We start from the raw sequence: 23,696 nt of genomic DNA, 5'->3' as shown, positions 1-23,696 counted from the left end.
ATCGAACATACATCCCAAGGAGTGGCATGATCAGCTCATTGACCGGCACCGTGCAGGCGGTTGCACTGAACACCGCGGTAATCGACGTTAACGGGTTTGGAATGCTGGTCAACGCCACCCCCGGAACGCTGTCCGGCCTGCATCAAGGGCGCAAGGCAACGGTCTTCACCTCCATGGTGGTGCGCGAGGACTCGATGACCCTTTTCGGCTTCGCCACTGCGGAGGAGCGGGATGTCTTCGAGGTCTTGATCTCCGTATCGGGCATCGGGCCGCGTACCGGCCTGGCCATCCTGGCCGTGCATTCTCCTGAAGAAGTGCGTATCGCGGCGAACACGAAGGACACTGCCGCATTCACCAAGGTGTCCGGCATTGGCCCCAAGGGCGCCAGCCGGATCGTGCTGGAACTGAACGGCAAGCTGGTCCCGACGGGCGCGCCTGTTGCGCCGGTGTCCGGCGGCGATACCGCCAGCGTCTGGGAACCGCAGGTGATCGAGGCGCTGACCGGACTGGGCTGGAGCGAAAAGGATGCAACAAGCACCCTGAAATCGCTGTCCAAGGCCGATCCGGATGTCGTAGCCACAGGCAACGTCGCTGAAATCCTGCGTGCCGCGCTGCGCAGTATGTCCAGCGGAACCCGCGTCTAAGCGGTCTGCGAGAGGATCGACTTTTCATGAATGACTCCACCGGGCTCACGAACGCCGGCAGCGAACCCGAAGAACGGGTCATCGAAGCTGCCCTGCGCCCGCGGAACCTTGACGACTTCGTCGGCCAGTCCCGGGTGCGCCAGCAGCTCTCGCTGGTGCTCGAAGCGGCCAAGATCCGCGAACGCACCGCGGACCACGTACTGCTCTCGGGTCCGCCCGGGCTGGGCAAGACCACCTTGTCGATGATTATCGCCGCCGAGATGAACGCGCCATTGCGCATCTCATCCGGCCCGGCCATCCAGCACGCCGGCGACCTGGCCGCGATCCTCTCCTCGCTGACCGAGGGCGAGGTGCTGTTCCTCGATGAAATCCACCGCATGTCCCGGCCTGCCGAGGAAATGCTCTACATGGCAATGGAAGACTTCCGCGTAGACATCGTCGTCGGCAAGGGAGCTGGCGCTACCGCGATTCCCCTGGAGCTGCCGCCCTTCACGCTCGTCGGGGCCACCACGCGCGCGGGCCTGCTGCCCGGGCCGCTGCGCGACCGCTTCGGCTTCACCGGGCACCTGGAGTTCTACGCGGTCAAGGAACTCGAGCTGGTACTGCGCCGTTCGGCCATGATGCTGGATCTGAGCGTGACCTCAGCTGCGTTCACCGAGATCGCAGGGCGCTCCCGCGGCACCCCGCGTATCGCCAACCGCCTGCTGCGCCGGGTGCGCGACTGGGCCCTGGTGCACAAGCTCGAAGAGATCGATGCCAAGGCTGCGGCTGCCGCCCTGGACATGTACGAGGTCGATGCGCGTGGACTGGATCGCCTGGACCGCGGTGTGCTGGAAGCATTGTGCACGAAATTCGGCGGGGGACCGGTGGGCCTGTCGACCCTGGCTATTGCCGTGGGTGAAGAAACCGAGACCGTCGAAACCGTCGCCGAGCCATACCTGGTGCGCGAAGGATTGATGGGCCGGACTCCTCGAGGACGTATCGCCATGCCCGGGGCCTGGGAGCATCTGGGCTTGGCCATGCCCAAGGATGCCATCTTCGCCAGTGCGCAAAGCTATGAAAACGATGAGGATTAGGCAAGCATTACTTCACTGCCCGCGTAAATGGCCTGCCGGTTCACCGTGACCCATTAGACTAAAGACGCCCGACCTGTGCCCATTTCAGGGTAAGGTGGGGCGTCTTTGCTGTTTCGCGCCAGAAAATGGCGCAGCGGCATCCCAGAACTCCAGATCAAATCGCAACGAATCGTTAGCAGGTACATACGTGAATCCTCTCGTAATCGCACAGGCCGCTGGTGGCGGCTTCAACCCTTCGCTGATCCTGATGGTCGCCCTGTTTGCAGTGCTGATCTTCATGATGTTCCGCGGCCGCAAGAAGCAGGCCGCCCAGCAGGAGAAGCTGAAGAACAACACCGTGCCAGGCGCCAAGGTGATGACCAACTCGGGCATCTTCGGCACCGTCGTCGGTGTAGACGCAGAGGATCGCGTACAGGTTGAGGTTTCGCCAGGCGTGGTGCTGACCCTGCACCGCCAGGCCATCGCCACCTTCCTGGACAAGGATGCGGCAGCCCCGGCCGCTGCCGACGAACCAGCAGCACCCTCCAACGCAACCGAAACCCCGGAAGAGTCCCTGCGTCGCTTGAACGACGAGGGCAAGGACGAGCGAAACGCCTAAGTCCCGGGCAGCATAGCGGTGGCCTGAAGGCCAAGCCACCCGAATCAGAAAGCACATTAGATGTCATCAATCAGACCTGTTAAACAGGCGCGCAAAGCGTTGCTGTGGTTGCTGGTCGTCTTCATCATCGCAACCGGAGTGTTGGTGGGTGGTGCGGTGAACGGCAAAACCGGATGGGGGCCGAAGCTGGCCCTCGACCTCGAAGGCGGCACCGAGATGATCCTGGCCCCTCGGGTCCAGGGCGACGAGGCGATCAACCAAGAGCAGCTGGACCAAGCGGTGGAGATCATCCGCCAGCGCGTGGACGGTTCCGGTGTCACCGAATCGGAAATCACCACCCAGTCCGGACGCAACGTCGTGGTATCGATGCCCGGTACCCCGGACCAGACCACCCGCGATTTGATCCAGGCCTCGGCCAACATGGAATTCCGCCCGGTGCTGATCACCGGTGGCTTCGCGGCCACTCCGAAGGAAGACCGGACCCCCAAGGAAGACCTGCCAAAGCCTAGCGGCAAGCCGGAGAATCCATCGGATACCAACTGGATCACCCCAGAGCTGTTCCAGGAGTTCGAAGGCTACGACTGCGAGGCAGAACTCAAGGATCGCGGTGGCGAAGCCGCCGACCCAGACAAGCCAATGATCTCCTGCGACCGCGAGATGGGTGTCAAGTACATCCTTGGCCCGCAGGAAATCTCCGGTGACATGATCAAGGACGCCTACGCCCAGTTGGCCCGCGGCGTCAATGGATCGGTGACCGGCGAATGGGTCGTCGTTATCGAGTTCGACGCCGAAGGCACCAAGCTCTTCGCCGATACCACCCAGCGTCTGATTGCCCTGCAGGGGTCGCAGAACCAGTTCGCTATCGTGCTTGATGGCGAAACCATTTCGGCGCCAACCACCAATGCAGTGATTTCCGATGGCCGCCCGCAGATCTCCGGCGGCTTCACCCAGGACAGCTCGCAGGCGTTGGCCGAGCAGCTGAAGTACGGCGCACTGCCAATCAGCTTCGACATCCAGTCCGAGCGCCAGGTTTCCGCAACTCTGGGTGCTGACCAGCTGACCGCTGGCCTCATCGCCGGCATCATCGGCCTGGTTCTGGTCTTCATCTATTCGCTGTTCCAGTACCGGGCTCTGGGCTTGGTGACCATCGCGTCGCTGCTGGTTTCCGGCGTGCTCGCCTATCTGGCGCTGGTGCTGCTGGGCTGGGGCATGAATTACCGCCTGTCGCTGGCAGGCGTCGCCGGCCTGATCGTTGCAATCGGCCTCATCGCCGACTCGTTCATCGTGTACTTCGAGCGCGTGCGCGATGAGCTGCGCGAAGGCAGGCCGCTGGCAAGCGCCGTGGATATCGGCTGGAAGCGCGCCAAGCGCACCATTCTGGCATCCAAGGCAGTGAACGTGCTGGCCGCAATAGTGCTCTACATCGTTGCCGTGGGCAACGTACGAGGCTTCGCCTTCACCCTGGGCCTGACCGCCATCATCGACCTCATCGTCGTGTACGGCCTGACCCACCCGACCTTGGTGCTGCTGGCACGCACCAAGTTCTTCGCCAACGGCCACCCGATGTCGGGCATGGATCCATCGTTGCTTGGCGTCAAGCCGCTGTACCAGGGCGCGGGCAAGGTTCGCCGCTTCGATGAGAATGTTGCGGCAAATCGCGGCAAGAAGAATGCGAAGGCATCGACTGAGGCATCGAAGCGCATGACCATTGCCGAACGCCGCCGCGCACAGGCCGAGCAGTCCGCTGGCTCGAACGCGTCTGGCAGCACGCAGGCCAAGGCCCAGGAGGAGAACAATGAATAAGCTAGTCACTTGGGGCAACGAGCTCTACACCGGCAAGCGTTCCTACCCGTTCACCTCCAAGCACCGCTTGTGGTTCCTGATCGCCGGCATCCTGGTGATCCTGTCCATCCTGATCCCGGTGGTCAAGGGCGGCTTCAATCTGGGTATCGACTTCCGCGGCGGTTCTGAATTCACCGTTTCGGATGTGCAGAACACGGATATCTCGATTGGCGAAGAGACAGTCAGCTCGGTGGCTTCGGGATCTGAGGCAACGGTGACCAATATTGCTCCGGGCACCATGCGCGTGCAGACCGAGCGTTTGAGCGATGACCAGACCCTGGCCATTGCCGATCAGCTGGCGAAGAACTATGGCGTCAGCAGCGACGAAGTCACCAGCAACTTCATCGGCCCGACCTGGGGTGAAGACGTTTCACGCCAGGCATTGTTTGGCCTGGTCGTCTTCGTGGTCCTGGTGGGCTTGCTGATGGCAGCATACTTCCGCACCTGGAAGATGTCGCTGGCAGCGATCGTCGGCCTGATGGCAGTGGTGATCGTGACTGCGGGCATCTACTCGCTGACCGGTTTCGAAATCACGCCGAGCGCGATCATCGGCTTCCTGACCATCCTGAGCTACTCGCTGTATGACACCGTGGTGGTTTTCGACAAGGTCCGCGAAAACACCAAGGACTACACCCAGCAGACCAAGCGCACCTTCGAGCAGCTGGTCAACCTCGCGGTGAATCAGACCCTGGTCCGCTCGATCAACACCTCGGTTGTGGCCGTGCTGCCGGTGGCCGCGATCCTGTTCATCGGCTCCTACTTGCTGGGAGCCGGTACTCTCAAGGACCTGTCTTTGGCGCTGTTCGTCGGCATCATCGTCTCGGCCCTGTCGACCCTGTTCGTCCAGGCACCGATGTTCCACTGGCTGCGCCACAAGGACGAGGACGTGGTTGCGCACGACAAGAAGATGGCAGCGCTCTAACGCAATCTGAAGTCTAGAAAATGGTGTCCCCGGCAGATGCCGGGGGCACCATTTCGCTTAAGCTGGAAGATGCGTAATTAGTTGTCACCGCGCGAACGTGCTATAACGTTTGAACTAAAGAAGGTGTTTTTCAAGTGCACGGCCACCGGTGATCTGGCGGCCCGAAACTACCGATGGATTTGACCGGGTTCCATTCAGGCTTCGGGACAATTCCAACGGCAACGGGAAGGAGCGGGCATGGCGAATACGCCTAACCTGAACAATTCGAAACGACGCTCTATCTCTCGTTTGGTGCGCTTTGCAGGTCGGGGGAGCACCCCGAGCACATCGCCGACTCTCGAACCGCTGCTGCGCACGGTCAAGTCCAAGCATCCGAAGGCGGATCTGGATTTGCTGGTCCGGGCCTACGAGGTCGCAGAAAAATATCATGAGGGCCAAAAGCGCAAGAGCGGCGACCCCTATATCACGCACCCGGTCGCGGTCGCCACGATCTTGGCAGAAATGGGCATGACCGGTTCGATTCTCGCCGCTGCCTTGCTGCATGACACGGTCGAAGACACCGAGTACTCCCTCGAGTCGGTGAAGAAGGAATTCTCCGAAGAAATCGCCATGCTGGTGGACGGCGTGACTAAGCTGGACAAGGTCACCTACGGCGATGCGGCCCCCGCCGAAACCGTGCGCAAAATGGTCGTCGCGATGTCCCGCGACATCCGCGTGCTGCTGATCAAGTTGGCCGACCGCCTGCACAATGCCCGCACCTGGCGTTATGTCTCGCCGGAATCCTCCTCCCGCAAGGCGAAGGAAACCCTGGAAATCTTCGCTCCGCTGGCACACCGCCTGGGCATGAACACGGTCAAATGGGAGCTGGAGGACCTGTCCTTCGCCGCTTTGCATCCCAAGGTGTACCAGGAGATCGTCCGCATGGTCGGCGACCGCACCCCTGAGCGCGAGAAGTACCTTTCATCAATCCGCCAGACCCTTTCGCGCGATCTGGGAGATGTGGCCATCAACGCCTCGGTATCCGGCCGGCCCAAGCACTATTATTCGATCTACCAGAAGATGATCGTGCGCGGCAAGGACTTCGACGACATCCACGACCTGATGGGCGTGCGGATCCTGGTCGATACCGTCAAGGACTGCTACGGCGCGCTGGGCGTCGTGCACGCGGAGTGGAATCCGCTGCCCAACCGCTTCAAGGACTACATCGCCATCCCGAAGCTGAATCTCTACCAGTCGCTGCACACCACGGTGATGGGTCCCGAGGGCAAGCCCGTGGAAATCCAGATCCGCACCCATGACATGCATGTGCGCGCTGAATACGGCGTCGCCGCGCATTTCCAGTACAAGCATGGCCAGACCGACAACTCCATGCTCTCTCCGGAGCAGAACATGGATTGGCTGCGCTCCCTGATGGAATGGCAGGCCGACACCGCCGACTCCGAAGAATTCCTGGACGGGCTGCGCTACACCATCAGCTCCGCCGAGGTCTACGTGTTTACCCCGAAGGGCGACATCATGTCCCTGCCGGTGGGTGCAACACCGGTGGACTTCGCCTACTCGATTCACACCGACGTAGGGCACCGAACCATCGGTTCGCGCGTCAACGGCAAGCTCGTGCCTCTGCATACCGAACTCAAGCAGGGCGATGTGGTGGAGGTCTTTACCTCCAAGGCCGAAGGCGCCGGCCCATCCCAGGACTGGCAGAATTTCGTCAAGTCGCCGCGGGCCAAGGCGAAGATCCGCGGCTACTTCTCCAAGGAGCGCCGCGAAGAGGCCATCGAAAAGGGCAAGGAGCTGCTGACAAAGGAACTGCGTCGCAACCAGCTGCCATTGCAGAAGCTGATGACGCACGAGTTGCTCACCGCGGTAGCCAACGAGTTGCACCACACTGACATTTCTGCGCTGTACCAGTCGGTGGGCGACGGCCATACCAGTGCGCAAAACGTCATCGAGCATCTAACGGCTCTGATCGGCCCGCCAGAAGCCGAACAGGTCGATGAGGAAGCGGTTATCCACCCGGTCGCTCCTGGTCCGTCTACGGGCAATGAGGCCGGTGTGATCGTGGAAGGCCTGGGCGACGTGCTGGTCAAGCTGGCGCGTTGCTGCACTCCAGTGCCGCCAGATGAGATCCAAGGGTTCGTCACGCGAGGTGCCGGCGTCTCGGTGCACCGCACGGATTGCCTGAACCTGACGCAGCTCGCCGAACAGCCCGATCGACTCGTCAACGTCACATGGGCCAACAAGCACCACGGCGTGTTCCTGGTTGAGATCCAGGTCGAGGCGCTGGACCGCAAATCGCTGCTTTCCGACGTGACCCGGATCCTTTCCGAAAGCCATCTGAACATCCTGTCCGCCAGTGTGCAGACCAGCAAGGACCGTGTTGCCATTTCGCGCTTCGCCTTCGAAATGGGTGACCCGAAGTTCCTGAGCCATGTGCTCAACCAAGTGCGGCGGATTGACGGCGTCTACGATGTCTACCGCACCACTGCAGGATCGCGCCGGTAACTTGCCTGGCCGGCCGCGCGGCCTATGCGGCCTGTGCTGTGCCGGAGAAGGACTGCACCAGGCGCAGCGCCCTGGATCGTTCAGGTGACGGATCCTCGCTATCCAGCGCCTGCCGGATCAGATCCAAGCTCAGGTAGGGGTCTGCCAGGGATATGACGGTGCCCAGCACCCGGCTGGCAATGGGCAATGGATCATATTTGGCGCAATCGCAGGCGCTGCGCAATGCCGTGGTGACCTTGATACGGCTGCGGAACACCATCTGCGTATCTGGCACCTGCATCTGGGCGAATTCGGCCTTCAGGCCGTGCCCGGGATAAAAGGGTCGATGGTAGTTCTTCGTGTATATGCACAAGGTGAAGACCGAGGGCAAGAGCCCGTGGATCCAGGCCGCGGTCTGCCGCGCCAGCACTGCATCGCGGACCAGTTCCCGGCCGCAGGCGAAGCCCGCAATGCGGGCACGCACCGAGGCGTTGACCTGGATGCTGCTGGGCAGGAAGTAATCTCCAAGCACCTCGCGCAATAAGCCGTTGGAAGCCATGGCGTCCAACTCGTTGCGGGTGAACATCTCGCCGGCGATCCAGAGATCCCCGGGAATGCGCAACGCGGCGGCGCGGGGTCCGGTAGCTGCGGAATTTCTCGTTTCCATAGAGCTACTGAACCAGTCCGCACCGCCGCGTTGGCGGGTTGCAAGCGATCTGTGGATTACTTACTGGAAGTCGGCTGCCGACTTCTCCAAGGTGCTCAGCCACATGCGGCGTGCATCCAGGGCTTCCTGGGCTGCCGCGATCTGCTTGGCATTGTCCTTGGCCTGCGCTGCTGCCAGATCATCTTCCAAGGCGGCGATGGTGTCCTGCAGCTGCGAGAGCATGGAGTTGGAACGGGCCTTGGTCTCCGGGTTGGAACGGCGCCACTGCTCGTCCTCGGCACCCTTGACCGCGTCCTCGACCTGGCGCAGTGCCGATTCGATGCGCTGCAGGTCGTTGCGCGGCACTTTGCCGGCTTCTTCCCAGCGGGTGCGGATCGAATCCAGCTCCTTCTTTGCGGTAGCCAGATCCTTGATCGGAAGCAGCGCGCGGGCTTCTTCCAGCAGTGCTTCCTTCACCACGAGGTTCTGGGCGTACTCTTCATCGATCTTGGCGTTGGCCGCGGCGCGAGCCTGGAAGAAGACATCCTGGGCGGCGCGGAAGCGGCTCCACAGCTGGTCGTCATCCTTGCGCGAGGCGCGGCGCGACTTCTTCCACTCATCCATGAGCTTGCGGTACTCGGCGGCCGTGGCAGCCCAGTCGGTCGACCCCTGCAGCGCCTCGGCGCGGGCGATCAGTTCTTCCTTGACTTCCTTGGCGGCCGCGTTGGTCGAATCCAGCTGCGAGAAGTACGCGCGGCGGTGGCGGTCGAAGGTGGTACGGGCCGAACGGAACCGCTTCCACAGCGCATCCTCGGTGGCGCGCGGCAGGCGGACCGAGGAACGCTGCGCGCCCTTCCAGGCATCGAACAGCTGGTTCATGGTGGCCGAAGCGGTCTTCCACTGGATCTGTTCCGGGTGTTTGGCGGCCAGGGCCTCGGCCTGCTCGACGATGGCCTCGCGGGCAGCGAGCTGCTCGGCACGCGCCTCGTCGTTGGCCTTGCGCTGTTCGCTGGACAGCGCGTCGACGGCGACGCGGACATCTTCCAGACGGGATTCCAGCGCCGGGATGTCCCCGACCATGTGGCGCTCTGCGACGGTTGCCGAGAGCGCTTGCACAGCCTTGCTGAGCTCGCCGGCCGGGGCCTTGGCAACTACACGCTGCTCGAGCAGCATCAGCTGCGAGAGCGCGTCGTCGTATTTGCGCACGAAGTAGCCCAGGGCTTCTTCCTGCGTTGCGTCCGGGTACTGGCCCACGGGGGACTCGGCGCCGTCGATGATCACGAAGACGTGGCCGTCCTCGGTCACGCGGGCGAACTTGGCCGCTTCATCGAGGGGAGTGGTGTGTGCGACGCTTGGCGCTACAACCGGCTTTGCGGCAGGCTTCTGCGCCTGTGGCAAGGGGGTCTTCTGGCTGTCGTCGGATTGCTGACTGGTGGTCACCGCTGAAACTCTTTCACTTTACGAGCACTTGCTTTAGCCAACTCTACCTGTGACCTCCGCTTCTTAGTAAGCCGACGTGCACAGGTTTCTCGGGTTTCGGGCTATAAGATGGGTAGGTAGCCCAATTTGCACTAAGGAGTTTCATGGCACGCAAGGCCTCACTATCAGGTTTCCCGGAATGGCTTCCAGCCGAACGGGCTGTCGAACAGCACGTGCTGGACACCTTGCGCCATGTCTTCGAACTGCATGGATTCGCCAATATCGAGACCCGTGCCGTGGAAACCCGCGCGCAGCTGCTGCGCAAGGGCGAAATCGACAAGGAAGTCTACGGGCTGAGCCGCCTGGCCGCCGAGGATGACAAGAACGATCCGAACGCGCTGGCCCTGCACTTCGACCTCACCGTGCCTTTCGCGCGCTACGTGGTGGAGAACGCCGGCCACTTGGCCTTCCCGTTCCGCCGCTACCAGATGCAGAAGGTGTGGCGCGGCGAACGCCCGCAGGACGGCCGTTTCCGCGAATTCACCCAGGCAGATATCGACGTCGTTGGCGATGGCGCCCTGCCCTTCAGCTACGACGTGGAACTGGCGCTGACCATCGCAGATGCGCTGTCCGCCCTGCCGATCGGAGATTTCCGCCTGCGCGTGAACAACCGCAAGCTGGCCGAGGGCTTCTACCGCGGCCTGGGCCTGGAGGATCCGGACGCCGTGTTGCGCGCCATCGACAAGCTGGAGAAGATCGGCGACGACGCAGTTGCCAAGATCCTGATCGAGGAAGTCGGCGCCACCGCCGAACAGGCCGCCGCCGCCCTGGCCCTTGCCAAGATCCGCACCCTGGACACCTCCTTCATCGAGCAGGTCCGCGCACTGGGCGTGACGCACGAGCTGCTGGACACCGGCCTGGATGAGCTCGCGCAGGTCATCGACGCCGCGTCCAAGCGCGCACCGGGCAAGGTCATGGCCGACCTGTCCATCGCCCGCGGCCTGGACTACTACACCGGCACCGTGTACGAGACCGTGCTGGTGGGCCATGAGTCGCTGGGTTCGATCTGCTCCGGCGGCCGCTACGAATCGCTGGCTTCCAAGGGCAAGAAGAACTACCCCGGCGTGGGCCTGTCCATCGGCGTCACCCGCCTGGTCTCGCGCATCCTGGCCGAAGAGGTGGTTACCGCGAGCCGTTCGGTGCCGTCGGTGGTATATGTCACCTTGGCGAACGAGGACTCCTGGCACGAAGCTCAGGATGTCGCTGCGCAGCTGCGCGAGCGCGGCATTGCCTGCGAGGTCGCGGCCAGCGCGGAGAAGTACGGCAAGCAGATCAAATACGCTGATCGCCGCGGGATTCCGTTCGTGTGGTTCACCCACGCCGACGGCACCCACGAGGCCAAGGACATCCGCTCCGGCGAGCAGGTGACGGCCGATCCGGCCACTTGGATGCCGGCCGAAGCAGATCTGAAGATCGCCATCAGCTAGTCCCAGGGCTGAGCAGCCCGCCCGCGCACCAGTAATGGTGCACTAAACTTCATGGGAAGAAACTTTCCACACAAACCGAAAGGATCGTAGTGCTACGCACTCATCAGCTGGGCGTCTTGAACGCCGAGCACATTGGACAGCAAGTCACCCTCACCGGCTGGGTCGCACGCCGCCGTGACCACGGCGGAGTCGCCTTCCTGGATTTGCGCGACGCTTCGGGCGTGGCCCAGGTCGTCGTGCGCGATGAAGAGGACTTCCATCCGCTGCGCAATGAGTTCGTCCTGCAGATCACCGGTAATGTCGAGCGCCGCCCGGAAGGCAACGAGAACCCGAACCTGCCAACCGGCGAGATCGAGGTCATCGCGGACACCGTGACCGTGCTGAACACCGCCGCTCCGCTGCCATTCCAGGTCGATGAGCACGTCGAGGTCGGCGAAGAGGCGCGCCTGCGCCACCGCTACCTGGATCTGCGCCGCCCGACCCCGGCACGCAACATCCGCCTGCGCTCCGAGGCCAACCGGGTCGCGCGCAACCTGCTGCACGATGAGGGCTTCATCGAAATCGAGACCCCGACGCTGACCCGTTCCACCCCGGAAGGCGCCCGCGACTTCGTCGTGCCTGCACGCCTGACCCCCGGCTCCTGGTACGCGCTGCCGCAGTCCCCGCAGTTGTTCAAGCAGCTGCTGCAGGTCGGCGGCTTCGAGAAGTACTACCAGATCGCCCGCTGCTACCGCGACGAGGACTTCCGCGCGGACCGCCAGCCGGAGTTCACCCAGCTGGACATCGAGGCATCGTTCGTCGAGGAAGACGACATCATCGCGCTCGGCGAGAAGCTGGTCAAGGAGCTGTGGAGCCTGATCGACGTCCAGGTGCCGACCCCGATCCGCCGCATGGCCTACTCCGAGGCGATGGCCAAGTACGGTTCGGACAAGCCGGACCTGCGCTTCGGCCTGGAACTGACGGAGATGACCGAGTACTTCGCGAACACCTCCTTCAAGGTGTTCCAGTCCGAGTACGTCGGTGCCGTCGTCATGCCTGGAGGCGCATCCCAGCCACGCCGCACCCTGGATGCCTGGCAGGAATTCGCCAAGCAGCGCGGTGCCAAGGGCCTGGCCTACGTGCTGATCAAGGAAGATGGCGAGCTGGCAGGCCCAGTGGCCAAGAACCTGTCCGACGAGGAGAAGGCCGGCCTGGCCGCCGCCACCGGCGCCTCTGCCGGCGACTGCATCTTCTTCTCCGCCGGCAAGAAGAACGAATCCCGCGCGCTTCTCGGCTCGGTTCGTGTCGAGATCGGCCACCGCACCGGCCTGATCAAGGATGGCGACTGGGCCTTTGTCTGGATCGTTGATGCGCCGATGTTCGAAGCCGCTTCCGACGCTGTCGCTTCCGGCGACGTGGCAGTGGGTGCCGGTGCCTGGACCGCTGTGCACCACGCGTTCACCAGCCCGAAGCCTGAGTTCATGGACACCTTTGACACCGATCCTGGCTCGGCCCTGTCCTACGCCTACGACATTGTCTGCAACGGCAATGAAATCGGCGGCGGCTCCATCCGTATCCATCAGCGCGACGTGCAGGAGCGTGTCTTTAAGGTCATGGGCGTGACCCAGGAGCAGGCCGACACCCAGTTCGGCTTCCTGCTCGAGGGCTTCAAGTACGGCGCCCCACCGCATGGCGGTATCGCCTTGGGCTGGGACCGCGTGCTGCAGCTGCTGACCAACTCGGAGTCCATCCGCGACGTCATCGCCTTCCCGAAGACCGGTGGCGGCTTCGATCCGCTGACCCAGGCTCCTGCGCCAATTACCCCGCAGCAGCGCAAGGAAGCCGGCATCGACTTCAAGACGGAGAAGAAGAAAGCTGAAGAGGGCGAAGCTAAGGCTGAAGCCAAGTAGGCATTCGCTGTTCAAGGAAGCCGGGTGGAACACATTTCATGTGTTCCATCCGGCTTCTTTTGCGTATTTGTTGGCCAAGCAATGGATTAATGGCGATTTCAATACTAGGTTGCTTTTCAACCTAGTATTCGATCCCAGGAGAACCCGTGTCGTTGGTGCTTCCCGACGACGTTACTGGGCTCTACCCAGAAAGCGACTGCGAATGGGCGCGGGACTTCAACATTGCTCTGTGGTGGAAGGACTTGAATGATTCCCAGTGCGCAGCGGAACTGGGGAAGGTCTTGGATGCTATCCGCGACAGTGGGCAGAGCGCGGAAGAACTCTTCGGTGATCCCGCTGAATTCGGCGAAGTCCGAGCTTATGCGCGCTTGACCCCTCAGCAACTGGCTGATTCGGAGCTGCCGGTCAGTAATAGCTGGGGGCTGATTGCTGGTGCCGGCTTGGTCGTCGGGCTGCTATGCGCAGGGTTCGGTATTTGGATCGGATTCAGAGATGGATGGGCCGCGACATCGTGGCATTATTGGCAGCTGGCGGCTTTGTCCGCCGGGGCCGGCTTGGCAGTATCTGGACACCTGTGGTGGTTGCATCGGGTCAGGGGCAAATTCGCCCTATCCTGGATACTCGGCCTTGCCGCAGCCACTGCTGCCACCGCTGTAGCCGTGCTGATCGCAGTACTCGGCGCGGAGGAAGCGATGCCGCTGCCCAACTGGCTGGTGCCGATCATCGGCGTTGCACTGGTTGTCAGCGTTTTTTGGTTGCCGTTTACAGAGAAATCTGGCGCGAAACGAGAAGCGGTCTGCGTGGATGTGGATCCTGAGTCCTGGTTTGCCGAGGTTTCGCGTTTACTACGCGGGCGCTATGGAATGCGGAGCAAAGAGGCGGACTTCGCCATTGAATCTGCCCGCGAACACTGGTCAGCCCTGCACAGGGAGGACGGCAATGCCGGAATTTCCGATGAGTTCGGCACGCCGATCGAATTCGCCATCGGGCTGTCGGTCAACACCGGCAAAGCGCTAAAGCGGCGCTGGTTGCTTCGTCGCCTGTTTCCGCTAGCTGTCGTGGGTCTGTACAGCATCAGCCTTGTTCCGGCAGTGATCGCTCCAGAACGCAACGGTTGGGATATCTTCTTCGCGGTCTGCATGCTGATTTTTGCTGCAGGGACACTCTATGAGCTGCGTCCTGCGAACCGGGCAAGCTATGTCGAGGACAGGCTGGCCGAAAGGCGTGCCCAGTCCCGCGGGCTGGAAGAAGGAAAAGATGGGTAAAGATGCGCCATTTCCCGGTAGCTGGCAACGCGCGATACTGCCTATGTTGCTTCTTGCAGAGCTCTCCAGCAGCCCGGCTCATGGTTATGCGCTGTCCAAATCCCTGCAAGAACGGGGTTTCGGTCCGATCAAGGGTGCCACGCTCTATCCCGCATTGTCCAAGCTTGAGGCCGCGGGCTTCGTGGACACGCGGTGGGAAGAAGGCCAGGGTGGTCCTGGACGGAAGGTCTACGGTCTATCTGCCGCCGGTCGCGCCGAACTGGGCCGCCAGCGCGAGACTTTCGACAAGCTGGCAGCACTGGTTCAATCCACCGGAACCTAGGTCAGATCGGCCGAATCCACGATCACCGTGAAAGGCCCGGAATTCACCAGCGACACATTCATCATCGCCCCGAACTTCCCGGTCTCCACGTGGGCCCCCAGCTCCCGCAGGTATGACACGAAGTACTCGTAGAGCGGTTCGCTCACCGGGCCCGGCGCGGCATTGGACCAGGACGGGCGCCGGCCCTTGCGCACCGACCCGTAGAGCGTGAACTGGCTGATCACCAGCAGTGGAGCGGCAGTGGACTCTGCACTGGATTCGTCCTTCAAGATCCGCAGCCGCCAGATCTTCTCCGCAACCTTGCGAGCCGTTGCTTCATCATCGTCATGGGTGACCCCCAGCAGGATCACCAGCCCGGGGGAAGCGAGACGGCCTACGATCTCCCCTTCGATTTCGACGTGGGCGGTGCTGGCGACCTGGACGACGGCGCGCATGGAGCAAGTCCTTTCAAGAGGCGGTGTGTGAGTGCGACGACGTGTTGGCTTGCGCCGCGCGACTACCAGAGTATCGGTAGGCTTAGGGGGTGAGCGATTTGTTCGATTCCTTGTCCGATGATCAGCACGATGGGAGCACCTCCCAAGTCAACCGGCCGCGTCCGCCGCTGGCGGTGCGCATGCGCCCTCGATCCCTGGACGAGTTGGTTGGCCAGCAGCATCTCTTGGGTCCCGGCTCTCCGCTGCGCCAGCTCGCCGAGCATCCGGAAACCGGCCTGGCAGGCCCGGCCAGCGTGATCCTCTACGGCCCTCCGGGGATCGGCAAAACCACCATCGCCCACGTGATCGCCCGCGCCACCGACCGCAAGTTCGTCGAGCTCTCCGCGATCACCGCAGGCGTCAAGGACGTGCGCCGGGTCATCGAACAGGCGAAGGACGACCGAGATCTGCGCGGGATCACCACCGTCTTGTTCCTCGATGAGATCCACCGCTTCAACAAGGCCCAGCAGGATGCCCTGCTGCCCGGCGTGGAGAACCGTGTTGTCGTCCTAGTAGCCGCGACGACCGAAAACCCTTCCTTCTCGGTGATTTCTCCGTTGCTCTCGCGCTCCTTGCTGCTGACCTTGCGCCCGCTGACCGACGGCGACCTGTCCACCTTGCTCGAGCGTGCTGTAGCCGACGAGCGCGGCTTCGATGGACAAGTGATCCTGGACGACGAGCAGCGCGAGGCGATTGTCCGCCTGGCCCAGGGCGACGCGCGCCGCTCGCTCACCGTGCTGGAGGCCGCCGGCGCGGTCGCCTGGAACGCCGCCGGGAAGGATGTCGCACCGCCGGTGCACATCACCGCAGGCCATGTGCAGCTGGCCATGGACCAGGCGGTACAGCGCTACGACAAGGATGGCGACCAGCATTACGACATCATCTCCGCGTTCATCAAGTCCATCCGCGGCTCGGATGTGGACGCTGCCCTGCACTATCTGGCCCGCATGCTCTCCGCAGGGGAGGACCCCCGCTTCATCGCCCGCCGGCTGATGATCTCGGCCTCGGAAGACATCGGCATGGCCGATCCCACCGCGCTCCCGCTCGCGGTCGCCGCCGCCCAGTCGGTTCAGCTCACCGGCATGCCCGAAGCGCGGATCATGCTTGGCCAGGCGACGGTGCATCTGGCCACTGCGCCGAAGTCCAACGCCTCCTATAACGCGATCAACGCCGCCCTGGCCGATGTGTCCGAAGGCAAGGGCTCGCTGGTTCCCGACCACCTGCGCGACGCGCACTATCCAGGTGCCAAATCGCTGGGCCACGGGGTGGGCTACATCTACTCTCACGATGCGCCGCATTCCATCGCTACCCAGCAGTACCTGCCCGATGACCTGGTGGGCACCAACTACTACACGCCCACCAATAACGGCGCCGAAAAGACCCTTGGGTCCCGCCTGGCCCGCTTGCGCGAGATCATCCGCGGCAAGGATCTGCTGCGCTCCAAGGGCAAGCGCTAAGTGTGCGCTAGGACTCAGGGAAAGCAGCGGCGGTTTCGTGTAAACTTGATCTTTGGCTGGCAAGCCTTGCCTGTGCATTCGAGTGATCGGCTGCACAGCGAGGTTGAAGTGAAGCAGGGACGCGACGCCCACACACTCTCCCTCCTGGAGGCCAGTAGATACCGTCGCTAATCGAAAGGGACACACCATGGCTAACGCCCGTGCCCGCCGTACCGTACGCCTCTCGCGTGCGCTCGGCCTTGCATTGACTCCAAAAGCTGAAAAGTACATGGAGCGCCGTCCATACGGTCCAGGCCAGCACGGCCGCGCCCGTAAGAAGCAGGACAGCGACTACGCAGTACGTCTGCGCGAAAAGCAGCGTCTGCGTGCCCAGTACGGCATCCGCGAAGCTCAGATGGCGAGCGCCTTCAAGGAAGCTAAGCGCCTCGGCGGCGAAACCGGCGGCAACCTGCTGGCTCTGCTCGAGTCCCGTCTGGATGCCCTGGTTCTGCGTGCAGGCTTCGCCCGCACCATCCAGCAGGCTCGCCAGATGGTTGTACACCGCCACATCCTGGTCAACGGCCAGCGTGTAGACCGTCCGTCCTTCAAGGTGCAGCCGGGTCAGCTGATCCACGTGCACGAGAAGAGCGAGAAGATGGTTCCATTCCAGATGGCTGCAGCCGGCGAGCACGCAAAGGTGCTGCCAGCTGTTCCTGCTTACCTGGACGTGAAGCTGGAAGCCCTCCAGGCGACCTTCGTGCGCACCCCAGAGCGCGCCGAAATCCCAGTGACCTGCGAAGAGAACCTCGTGGTCGAGTACTACGCACGCTAAATCCGTGCGCTAGTTCCAAGCCCGCAGCCGGAAACGGTTGCGGGCTTGTCGCTTAACTACCTATCTATGCTCTGACTTCGATAAGGTGGACTGGCACCAAAAACCCAAAGCAGAAGAGGAAGCACATGTCGGGTTCGGATATTGCAGGGCTCATCGCCGCCGGCGCGTTTGTCGTACTAGTTGTGCTGCTGGCAGTGCCGATCATCAAGTTGGGCAAGGTGTTCGACGAGCTGCGCAAATCGATCAAGGACCTGGCTGACGGAACCACTCCGTTGATCGGCGAAGTCGCGACCACCGTTGCGACCACCAATGACCAGCTCAAGAAGGTCGACGTCATCACCAGCAACGTTTCTGACACCACCGCCAACGTATCCGCGCTATCTTCGCTGATAGCAGCCACCGTTGGCAAGCCGCTGATCAAGGTTGCAGCATTCACCGAAGGCGTGAAGGCTGCCATGAACACCAAGCCAAGCGGCAAGGCACGCCGCAGCCGCTAAGCAGGCAACGCTGTTTGATCGAACACGTATTGGCGTGCTGAATAGGATACGGCCATCTGGTGGCCGCCAAGGAGACTAGAATGAAAAAGCTCTTGTGGGTTTCGATTGGAGTGGGCGTCGGCGTGCTCGCGTCCAAGAAATACGCTGAAGTTTCGTCCGGGGCGGCGCTGAACCGCCAGGTCGGCAAGTACGCCGACCGCGCCTCGGAATATTGGGAAGCCTTCCGCCAGGGAATGAGCTCCCGCGAAGAAGAATTGCGTTCCGCCTTGGGCGTGGACGCCGCTAAGTGAAGGGATCATCCGTAACACGATGAAAACGCAGGAAATTGCCCGTCGTTGGGTCGACTTTTTCGTCTCGAAGGGCCATGCCGCGGTGCCGAGCGCCTCGCTGGTCTCGGCCGACCCTTCGCTGTTGTTCACGGTGGCCGGCATGGTTCCGTTCATCCCTTACCTCACCGCACGCGAAGAGCCTCCATACTCCCGTGCCACCTCGGTGCAGAAGTGCATCCGCACCGGTGACATCGAAGAGGTCGGCAAGACCGCCCGTCATGGCACCTTCTTCCAGATGTGCGGCAACTTCTCCTTCGGCGACTACTTCAAGAAGGAAGCCATCCACTTCGCCTGGGAGCTGCTGACCAGCTCCGTCGAGGACGGCGGCTACGGCCTGGACAAGGACCGCCTGTGGGTCACCGTCTACGAAGACGGCGACGAGAAGGACCTCGAGGCCCGCCGCATCTGGGAAGAAGAGATCGGCATGCCTACCGAGCGCGTTGTCGGCACCGGTAAGGAAGACAACTACTGGAACACCGGCCAGCCAGGTCCGGGCGGACCATGCTCGGAGATCTACTACGACCGCGGCCCGGCCTACGGCGTCGAAGGCGGCCCCGCCGTCGACGAGACCCGCTACGTGGAAATCTGGAACCTGGTGTTCATGCAGTACCGCCTCTCGGCAGTACGCTCCAAGACCGACTTCGACGTTGCCGGCGAACTGCCCAAGCGCAACATCGATACCGGCCTGGGCCTGGAGCGCCTGGCGATGATCCTGCAGGGCGTCGAGAACATGTATGAGACCGACCAGGTCCGTCCGGTGCTCGACAAGGCAGCCGAACTGGCCGGCGTCACCTACACCTCCACCGAGGATCCTGCCGACCCGAACCACGCCACCGACGTGCGCCTGCGCATGATCGCCGACCACATCCGCTCCTCGCTGATGCTGATCTCCGACCAGGTCACCCCGGGCAACGAAGGCCGCGGCTACGTGCTGCGCCGGCTGATCCGCCGCGCCGTGCGCGCCATGCGCCTGATGGGCGTGGACTCCGAGGTGCTCCCTGAGCTGCTTCCGGTCTCGCGTGACGCCATGAAGGGCGTCTACCCGGAGGTCGAGGCCGATTTCGAGCGCATCGCCCGCATCGCCTACGCCGAGGAACGCGCCTTCCGACGCACCATCGCTTCGGGCACCACCCGCCTGGACGAGGCGCTGAACCACGCCAAGGAGGAAGGCAAGAACCTCTCCGGCGACGACGCCTTCACCCTGCACGACACCTACGGCTTCCCGATCGACCTGACCCTGGAGATCGCCGCCGAGGCTGGCCTGTCCGTCGACGAGTCGCGCTTCCGCGAACTGATGAACGAGCAGCGCACCCGCGCCCAGAAAGACGCCAAGGCCAAGAAGGCCGGCCACGCAGACCTGTCGGTGTACAACATGCTGGCTGAGGCCGGCAACGTGCACTTCACCGGCTACGACACCCTCGAAGGCGAATCCTCCATCCGCGGCATCATCCGCGATGGCCAGGTCGTGCCGTTCGCCGAGCAGGGCCAGGAAATCGACCTGGTGCTCAACGAAACCCCGTTCTACGCCGAATCCGGCGGCCAGGCAGGCGACAGCGGCCTGATCACCGGCGACGGATTCGTGCTGGAAGTCACCGACGTGCAGGCCCCGGTCAAGGGCCTGAGCGTCCACAAGGTCATTGTGCGCGAAGGCGAACTGCCTGCCGAGGCACTGGTGCGCACCCAGGTCGATGCCGTGCGCCGCCGTTCCGGCGAGCAGGCGCACTCGGCCACCCACCTGGTGCATGCCGCCCTGCGCGAGCTGCTAGGCCCGACCGCCACCCAGGCCGGCTCCTTCAACAAGGCAGGCTACCTGCGCTTCGACTTCTCCTGGGCCGAGGCGCTGTCCGCTGCCGCGCGCAGCGAGGTCGAAGAGGTCGTCAACCTTGCCATCGCCGCCAACCACCAGGTCATCACCAACGAGATGGCGCTGTCCGAGGCGAAGAAGCTGGGCGCGATGAGCCTGTTCGGCGAGAAGTACGCCAACGACGTGCGCGTGGTGGAGATGAACGGCGCATGGTCGCGCGAACTGTGCGGCGGCACCCACGTGGACACCACCGCCCGCATCGGCCAGCTGACACTGCTCTCCGAAGCTTCGGTGGGTTCGGGCAACCGCCGCGTCGAGGCGCTGGTGGGCATGGAAGCCTTCCGCCATGGTGCCGCCGAGCGCGCCCTGGTCTCCGAGCTCTCCGGCCTGTTCCGCGTACCATCCAGCCAGGTCTCCGAGCGCGTCAACGACACCGTTGCCAAGCTCAAGGCCGCTGAGAAGCAGATTGCCGAACTGAAGAGCCAGGCAATGCTGGCCCAGTCCGCGGCGCTGCTGCAGAAGGTCGTCACCATCGGCGGCACCCGCCTGCTGGCGCACAACGCCGGAGAAGTCGACTCCGCCGATGCGCTGCGCACCATGGCGCTGGATCTGCGGGGCAAGCTGGGCTCCGAAGCCGCAGTCATCGTGCTGATCGGCGTGTCCAACGGCCGTCCGCTGGTGCTGGCGGTCACCAATGAGGAGGCCCGCGCCAACGGCTTCAAGGCCGGCGCCTTGGTCCGCACCGCAACCGGCGTGCTCGGCGGCGGTGGCGGCGGCAAGGACGACATGGCTCAGGGCGGCGGCCAGGACGCGTCGAAGATCGACGACGCGCTGGCTGCCATCCAGGCGGCACTGGCCAATGGCTAATGCCGCACTCGGCGTCGACGTGGGCCTGGCCCGCGTCGGCGTCGCCGCATCCGATCCCTCGGGAATCCTCGCCGCTCCGGTGATGACCCTGCGCAGGGATGCGAAGAAGAATTCGGATCTGCGGATGCTCTTGCGGATTATTGCCGATCGCGGCGTCACCGAGGTCTTCGTCGGGGAGCCGAAATCGCTGGCCGGCAACTCGACCGAATCCACCAAAATGGCACGTGACTACGCGATTGCCTTGGCGGAAGAAGCCGCAGACGCTAATATCGAGCTTGAGGTTTTCCTGGTCGACGAACGCCTGAGCACCGTCAACGCGCATCGGTCGTTGCACGCCTCGGGCAAGAAGATGGCAGAGCACCGCAAGGTGGTCGACCAGGTCGCAGCCACCGAGATCCTGCAGCAAGTGCTGGAAATGCGACGTAACAATGTCCGCGTGCAAGCCAGCCGGATTGTGCTGCGCTAGCCCACCACCGCTAGTGCTCCACAACGACCCGAGAGATGAGAGTTGATGCGAGAAGAAGCCCGCCACGAACGGCAACGCGAAACGCATCGCGCGCTATATGAACGCTTTGCCGCCGGAATTGGCGTGCCGATCGCACAACCCTCTGAACCGGAACTGGCCGGCGCCGAGCACTACCGCGAATCGCTAGCGGCCACCGCGGTACCCAACGCTTCGGGCGGGGAAGACACCCACACCAGGTTCCTCCCCGCCCAAGCGGCCGCCGACTCCGAGATACCGGAATCCGCTGAGCCTGCAGGCCCCCAGGATCAGGACTACACCGAAGAAGCACCCGCCGAGCGACCGGCGCCAGTCTTTGGCGACGAACCCCGGGACGAGCAAGCCGCGGCCCACAAGGCCCAGCGGCGCAAGCGCACCAAGCGCAAGCGCAACCTGGTGATGCTGGCCACCGTGCTGATCTTCGCGCTGGTGGTCTCCGGCTCGGTCTTCTTCATCAAGTCCCTGCTCAAGCAGTTTAACCCCGACGATTACCCGGGCCCGGGCGGGGCCACCGTGGAATTCACCGTGGAAGATGGCTGGGGCGTGAACATCATTTCGCGCAAGCTCGAAGAGCTCGACGTCGTCTCCGACGATGGCCTGTTCTCCGACGCCGTCGCCGACTCCGAAGCCGAAAACAGGCTCATCCACCCCGGCACCTACCTGCTCAAGAAGCAGATGCCAGCAGCCGACGCGGCCGAGATCCTCATCAACCAGCGTCCGGACAAGGTCTTCTATTTCGCGTTGAAGGCCAATATGCGCATGGATGCCGCGCTCAAGGAGATCGCCAAGGGCTCGGGCTTGAAGGAGAAGGACCTGCAGGCGCTGGCCAGCAAGCCGCAGGAGTTCGGCCTGCCCGACTCGGTGACGAACCTCGAAGGCTGGCTGCACCCGGGGGAGTACCGCTTCCCGTTGGAAACCAGCGCCAAAGAAGTGCTGGCCGAGCTGGTCAAGGCCACCAAGGTTTCCCTGGAACAGGCGGGCATTACCGACCTCGACGAGGGCTACCGCATCCTGAAGATCGCCTCGATCCTGCAGGCGGAGGCGCGCACCCCGGACTACGCCACGGTCGCCGGAGCGATCGAGAACCGGCTGGATCCGGGCAACCGTGAAACCCACGGGTTGCTGCAGGTCGACTCCGCGGTGATCTACGGGCTGGGCCGCTACTCGCTGCAGTTCAGCCAGCAGGAGAAGCAGGACGCGTCGAACAAATACAACACCTACGTCCATAAGGGCCTGACGCCAACTCCGATCGGCTCGCCAGCGAATCCCGCGATCGAGGCCGCCGCTAATCCGGAAGACAACGGCTACTACTACTGGGTGACCGTCAACATCGAAACCGGCGAGACCAAGTTCGCCTCGACCTACGAAGAGCACCAGCGGTACAAGGCCGAATTCGATGCCTGGTGCGACAAGCATCCAGACGTCTGCTAGCGCAAGCCCGCGAACGAAAGACGCGTTGCCGCCCCCAGGGCCGGGCAATTACCAGCAGGAAGTCCATGAAGAAAATGAAGCAGGCAGCCGTCCTCGGCCACCCCATCAGCCATTCCAAGTCTCCAGTGCTGCACCGCGCCGCCTACCAGCTGCTCGGCGCGCCGATCAGCTACAGCGCGATCGACATGGAACCGGGCCAGGCTGCCGGGCATGCAGCCGCGCTGCGCGCAGGCAACTGGACCGGCTGCTCGGTGACCATGCCGCTGAAGGATGCGTTCGTGCCATTCATGGACGACCTGTCCGCACGGGTGCAGCGCCTCGGCGCGCTGAACACCATCGTGGTCCGCGACGACGGCACCCTCTACGGGGAAAACACCGACGTCGACGGCCTGGTCCAGGCCCTCGCCGATTTCGGGCTCGACCAGTGCGCGCAGGCGATGATCCTGGGCTCGGGCAACACCGCGCTGGCAGCCATCGAGGCCGCCGCTGAAGTCGGCGTGAGCCAGCTGGAGCTTGTCGTGCGTGCCACCTCGCGGGCCTCCCGGGCCGTCGATCTGGCCCACCAGCTCGGGATGGAAACGACCGTCCACGAGATTTCGGGAATCGACCCGGCGCTGGCCGCGACGCTGAACCGCATCCCGCTTGTGTTCTCCACGCTGCCGCCGCGTGCCGCCGACGATTGGGTGCCGGTGATCGGCGCAGGCAGCGGCATCCTGCTGGATGTCGCCTACGACCCCTGGCCCTCTGCCTTGGCGCAATCCTGGCGCGGCACCGTAATCTCCGGAATCCACATGCTCGTGCACCAAGCCGTGGAACAAGTGCGATTCTTCAGTGCCGGAGCCTGGCAGGAATCGCGCCGAGCGGACGTCACAAATGCGATGTATGACTCTTTGGGTCTGGCCCGACACCAGTAATCAGTTCGTGTCATGGC

At 63.2% G+C, this 23,696-nt stretch carries 21 protein-coding genes; 18 read left to right on the top strand and 3 right to left on the bottom strand.

Annotated features, from left to right (window positions below; translation table 11 throughout):
- The first annotated feature begins 26 nt into the window (after positions 1 to 26).
- The 6 genes from ruvA (at position 27) to JOE62_RS09875 (ending at position 7,587) form a co-directional block, all read left to right on the top strand.
- Positions 27 to 644: a Holliday junction branch migration protein RuvA gene (gene ruvA / locus JOE62_RS09900; protein ID WP_204722225.1), complete on the top strand. Its 618-nt coding sequence runs from the start codon at positions 27 to 29 to the stop codon at positions 642 to 644.
- A gap of 26 nt (positions 645 to 670) precedes the next feature.
- Positions 671 to 1,720 (top strand): Holliday junction branch migration DNA helicase RuvB, encoded by a 1,050-nt coding sequence (ruvB, locus tag JOE62_RS09895; protein ID WP_128470234.1) that lies wholly within the window; start codon positions 671 to 673, stop codon positions 1,718 to 1,720.
- Positions 1,721 to 1,907: 187 nt separating this feature from the next.
- Positions 1,908 to 2,318 carry a preprotein translocase subunit YajC gene (gene yajC, locus JOE62_RS09890; RefSeq protein WP_223308723.1) on the top strand — a complete coding sequence of 137 codons (411 nt, stop codon included), beginning with the start codon at positions 1,908 to 1,910 and terminating at the stop codon, positions 2,316 to 2,318.
- Between the two features lie 60 nt (positions 2,319 to 2,378).
- Positions 2,379 to 4,121: a protein translocase subunit SecD gene (gene secD / locus JOE62_RS09885; RefSeq protein ID WP_204722224.1), complete on the top strand. Its 1,743-nt coding sequence runs from the start codon at positions 2,379 to 2,381 to the stop codon at positions 4,119 to 4,121.
- A complete protein-coding gene (gene secF / locus JOE62_RS09880; RefSeq protein WP_038991171.1) occupies positions 4,114 to 5,082 on the top strand; it encodes a protein translocase subunit SecF in 969 nt (322 codons plus the stop codon). Before secD ends, secF begins: the two co-directional genes overlap by 8 nt.
- Before the next feature lie 237 nt (positions 5,083 to 5,319).
- On the top strand, positions 5,320 to 7,587 hold the full coding sequence (locus tag JOE62_RS09875; protein WP_204722223.1) for a RelA/SpoT family protein: 2,268 nt from the start codon (positions 5,320 to 5,322) through the stop codon (positions 7,585 to 7,587).
- A 22-nt stretch (positions 7,588 to 7,609) separates the two neighbouring features.
- Here the strand turns inward: JOE62_RS09875 and JOE62_RS09870 are convergent, their stop codons facing one another.
- Positions 7,610 to 8,233: a hypothetical protein gene (locus JOE62_RS09870; RefSeq protein WP_204722222.1), complete on the bottom strand. Its 624-nt coding sequence runs from the start codon at positions 8,231 to 8,233 to the stop codon at positions 7,610 to 7,612.
- 60 nt (positions 8,234 to 8,293) lie between these two features.
- The gene (locus JOE62_RS09865; protein WP_204722221.1) at positions 8,294 to 9,652 is read right to left on the bottom strand and encodes a DUF349 domain-containing protein; all 1,359 of its coding nucleotides are present in this window, start codon (positions 9,650 to 9,652) and stop codon (positions 8,294 to 8,296) included.
- Positions 9,653 to 9,795: 143 nt separating this feature from the next.
- Between JOE62_RS09865 and hisS the strand changes: the two genes are divergently transcribed.
- The 4 genes from hisS (at position 9,796) to JOE62_RS09845 (ending at position 14,594) form a co-directional block, all read left to right on the top strand.
- On the top strand, positions 9,796 to 11,118 hold the full coding sequence (hisS, locus tag JOE62_RS09860) for a histidine--tRNA ligase (RefSeq protein ID WP_204722220.1): 1,323 nt from the start codon (positions 9,796 to 9,798) through the stop codon (positions 11,116 to 11,118).
- A gap of 89 nt (positions 11,119 to 11,207) precedes the next feature.
- On the top strand, positions 11,208 to 13,007 hold the full coding sequence (gene aspS, locus JOE62_RS09855; protein ID WP_204722219.1) for an aspartate--tRNA ligase: 1,800 nt from the start codon (positions 11,208 to 11,210) through the stop codon (positions 13,005 to 13,007).
- Between the two features lie 146 nt (positions 13,008 to 13,153).
- Complete coding sequence (locus JOE62_RS09850; RefSeq protein WP_204722218.1) at positions 13,154 to 14,272, top strand: hypothetical protein; 1,119 nt, start codon at positions 13,154 to 13,156, stop codon at positions 14,270 to 14,272.
- Positions 14,273 to 14,315: 43 nt separating this feature from the next.
- Complete coding sequence (locus JOE62_RS09845; RefSeq protein WP_239543329.1) at positions 14,316 to 14,594, top strand: PadR family transcriptional regulator; 279 nt, start codon at positions 14,316 to 14,318, stop codon at positions 14,592 to 14,594.
- Here the strand turns inward: JOE62_RS09845 and dtd are convergent.
- The gene (dtd, locus tag JOE62_RS09840) at positions 14,591 to 15,028 is read right to left on the bottom strand and encodes a D-aminoacyl-tRNA deacylase (protein WP_204722216.1); all 438 of its coding nucleotides are present in this window, start codon (positions 15,026 to 15,028) and stop codon (positions 14,591 to 14,593) included. The genes JOE62_RS09845 and dtd overlap by 4 nt on opposite strands.
- An 89-nt stretch (positions 15,029 to 15,117) precedes the next feature.
- Between dtd and JOE62_RS09835 the strand changes: the two genes are divergently transcribed.
- From JOE62_RS09835 to JOE62_RS09800, 8 genes are all read left to right on the top strand, one after another.
- Entirely contained in the window at positions 15,118 to 16,524 is a 1,407-nt protein-coding gene (locus tag JOE62_RS09835) for a replication-associated recombination protein A (RefSeq protein WP_204722215.1), read from the top strand.
- 187 nt (positions 16,525 to 16,711) lie between these two features.
- A complete protein-coding gene (gene rpsD, locus JOE62_RS09830; RefSeq protein ID WP_204722214.1) occupies positions 16,712 to 17,335 on the top strand; it encodes a 30S ribosomal protein S4 in 624 nt (207 codons plus the stop codon).
- 125 nt (positions 17,336 to 17,460) lie between these two features.
- Positions 17,461 to 17,832, top strand: a complete 372-nt coding sequence (locus JOE62_RS09825; RefSeq protein WP_038991152.1) for a DUF948 domain-containing protein — start codon at positions 17,461 to 17,463, stop codon at positions 17,830 to 17,832.
- Positions 17,833 to 17,912: 80 nt separating this feature from the next.
- Positions 17,913 to 18,122 (top strand): hypothetical protein, encoded by a 210-nt coding sequence (locus JOE62_RS09820; protein ID WP_038991150.1) that lies wholly within the window; start codon positions 17,913 to 17,915, stop codon positions 18,120 to 18,122.
- A 19-nt stretch (positions 18,123 to 18,141) separates the two neighbouring features.
- Positions 18,142 to 20,832, top strand: coding sequence for an alanine--tRNA ligase (gene alaS / locus JOE62_RS09815; protein WP_204722213.1), 2,691 nt, complete (start codon positions 18,142 to 18,144; stop codon positions 20,830 to 20,832).
- Positions 20,825 to 21,298 (top strand): Holliday junction resolvase RuvX, encoded by a 474-nt coding sequence (gene ruvX, locus JOE62_RS09810; RefSeq protein ID WP_204722212.1) that lies wholly within the window; start codon positions 20,825 to 20,827, stop codon positions 21,296 to 21,298. The genes alaS and ruvX overlap by 8 nt, the downstream gene beginning before the upstream one ends.
- 45 nt (positions 21,299 to 21,343) lie before the next feature.
- Positions 21,344 to 22,765: an endolytic transglycosylase MltG gene (gene mltG, locus JOE62_RS09805; protein WP_204722211.1), complete on the top strand. Its 1,422-nt coding sequence runs from the start codon at positions 21,344 to 21,346 to the stop codon at positions 22,763 to 22,765.
- A gap of 65 nt (positions 22,766 to 22,830) precedes the next feature.
- Positions 22,831 to 23,679 carry a shikimate dehydrogenase family protein gene (locus tag JOE62_RS09800; RefSeq protein WP_204722210.1) on the top strand — a complete coding sequence of 283 codons (849 nt, stop codon included), beginning with the start codon at positions 22,831 to 22,833 and terminating at the stop codon, positions 23,677 to 23,679.
- The last annotated feature ends 17 nt before the right edge of the window (positions 23,680 to 23,696 follow it).

This window comes from Glutamicibacter nicotianae, from assembly GCF_016907615.1.
Taxonomy (GTDB): domain Bacteria; phylum Actinomycetota; class Actinomycetes; order Actinomycetales; family Micrococcaceae; genus Glutamicibacter; species Glutamicibacter nicotianae.
This window is presented reverse-complemented; position numbering and strand designations above follow the sequence as displayed.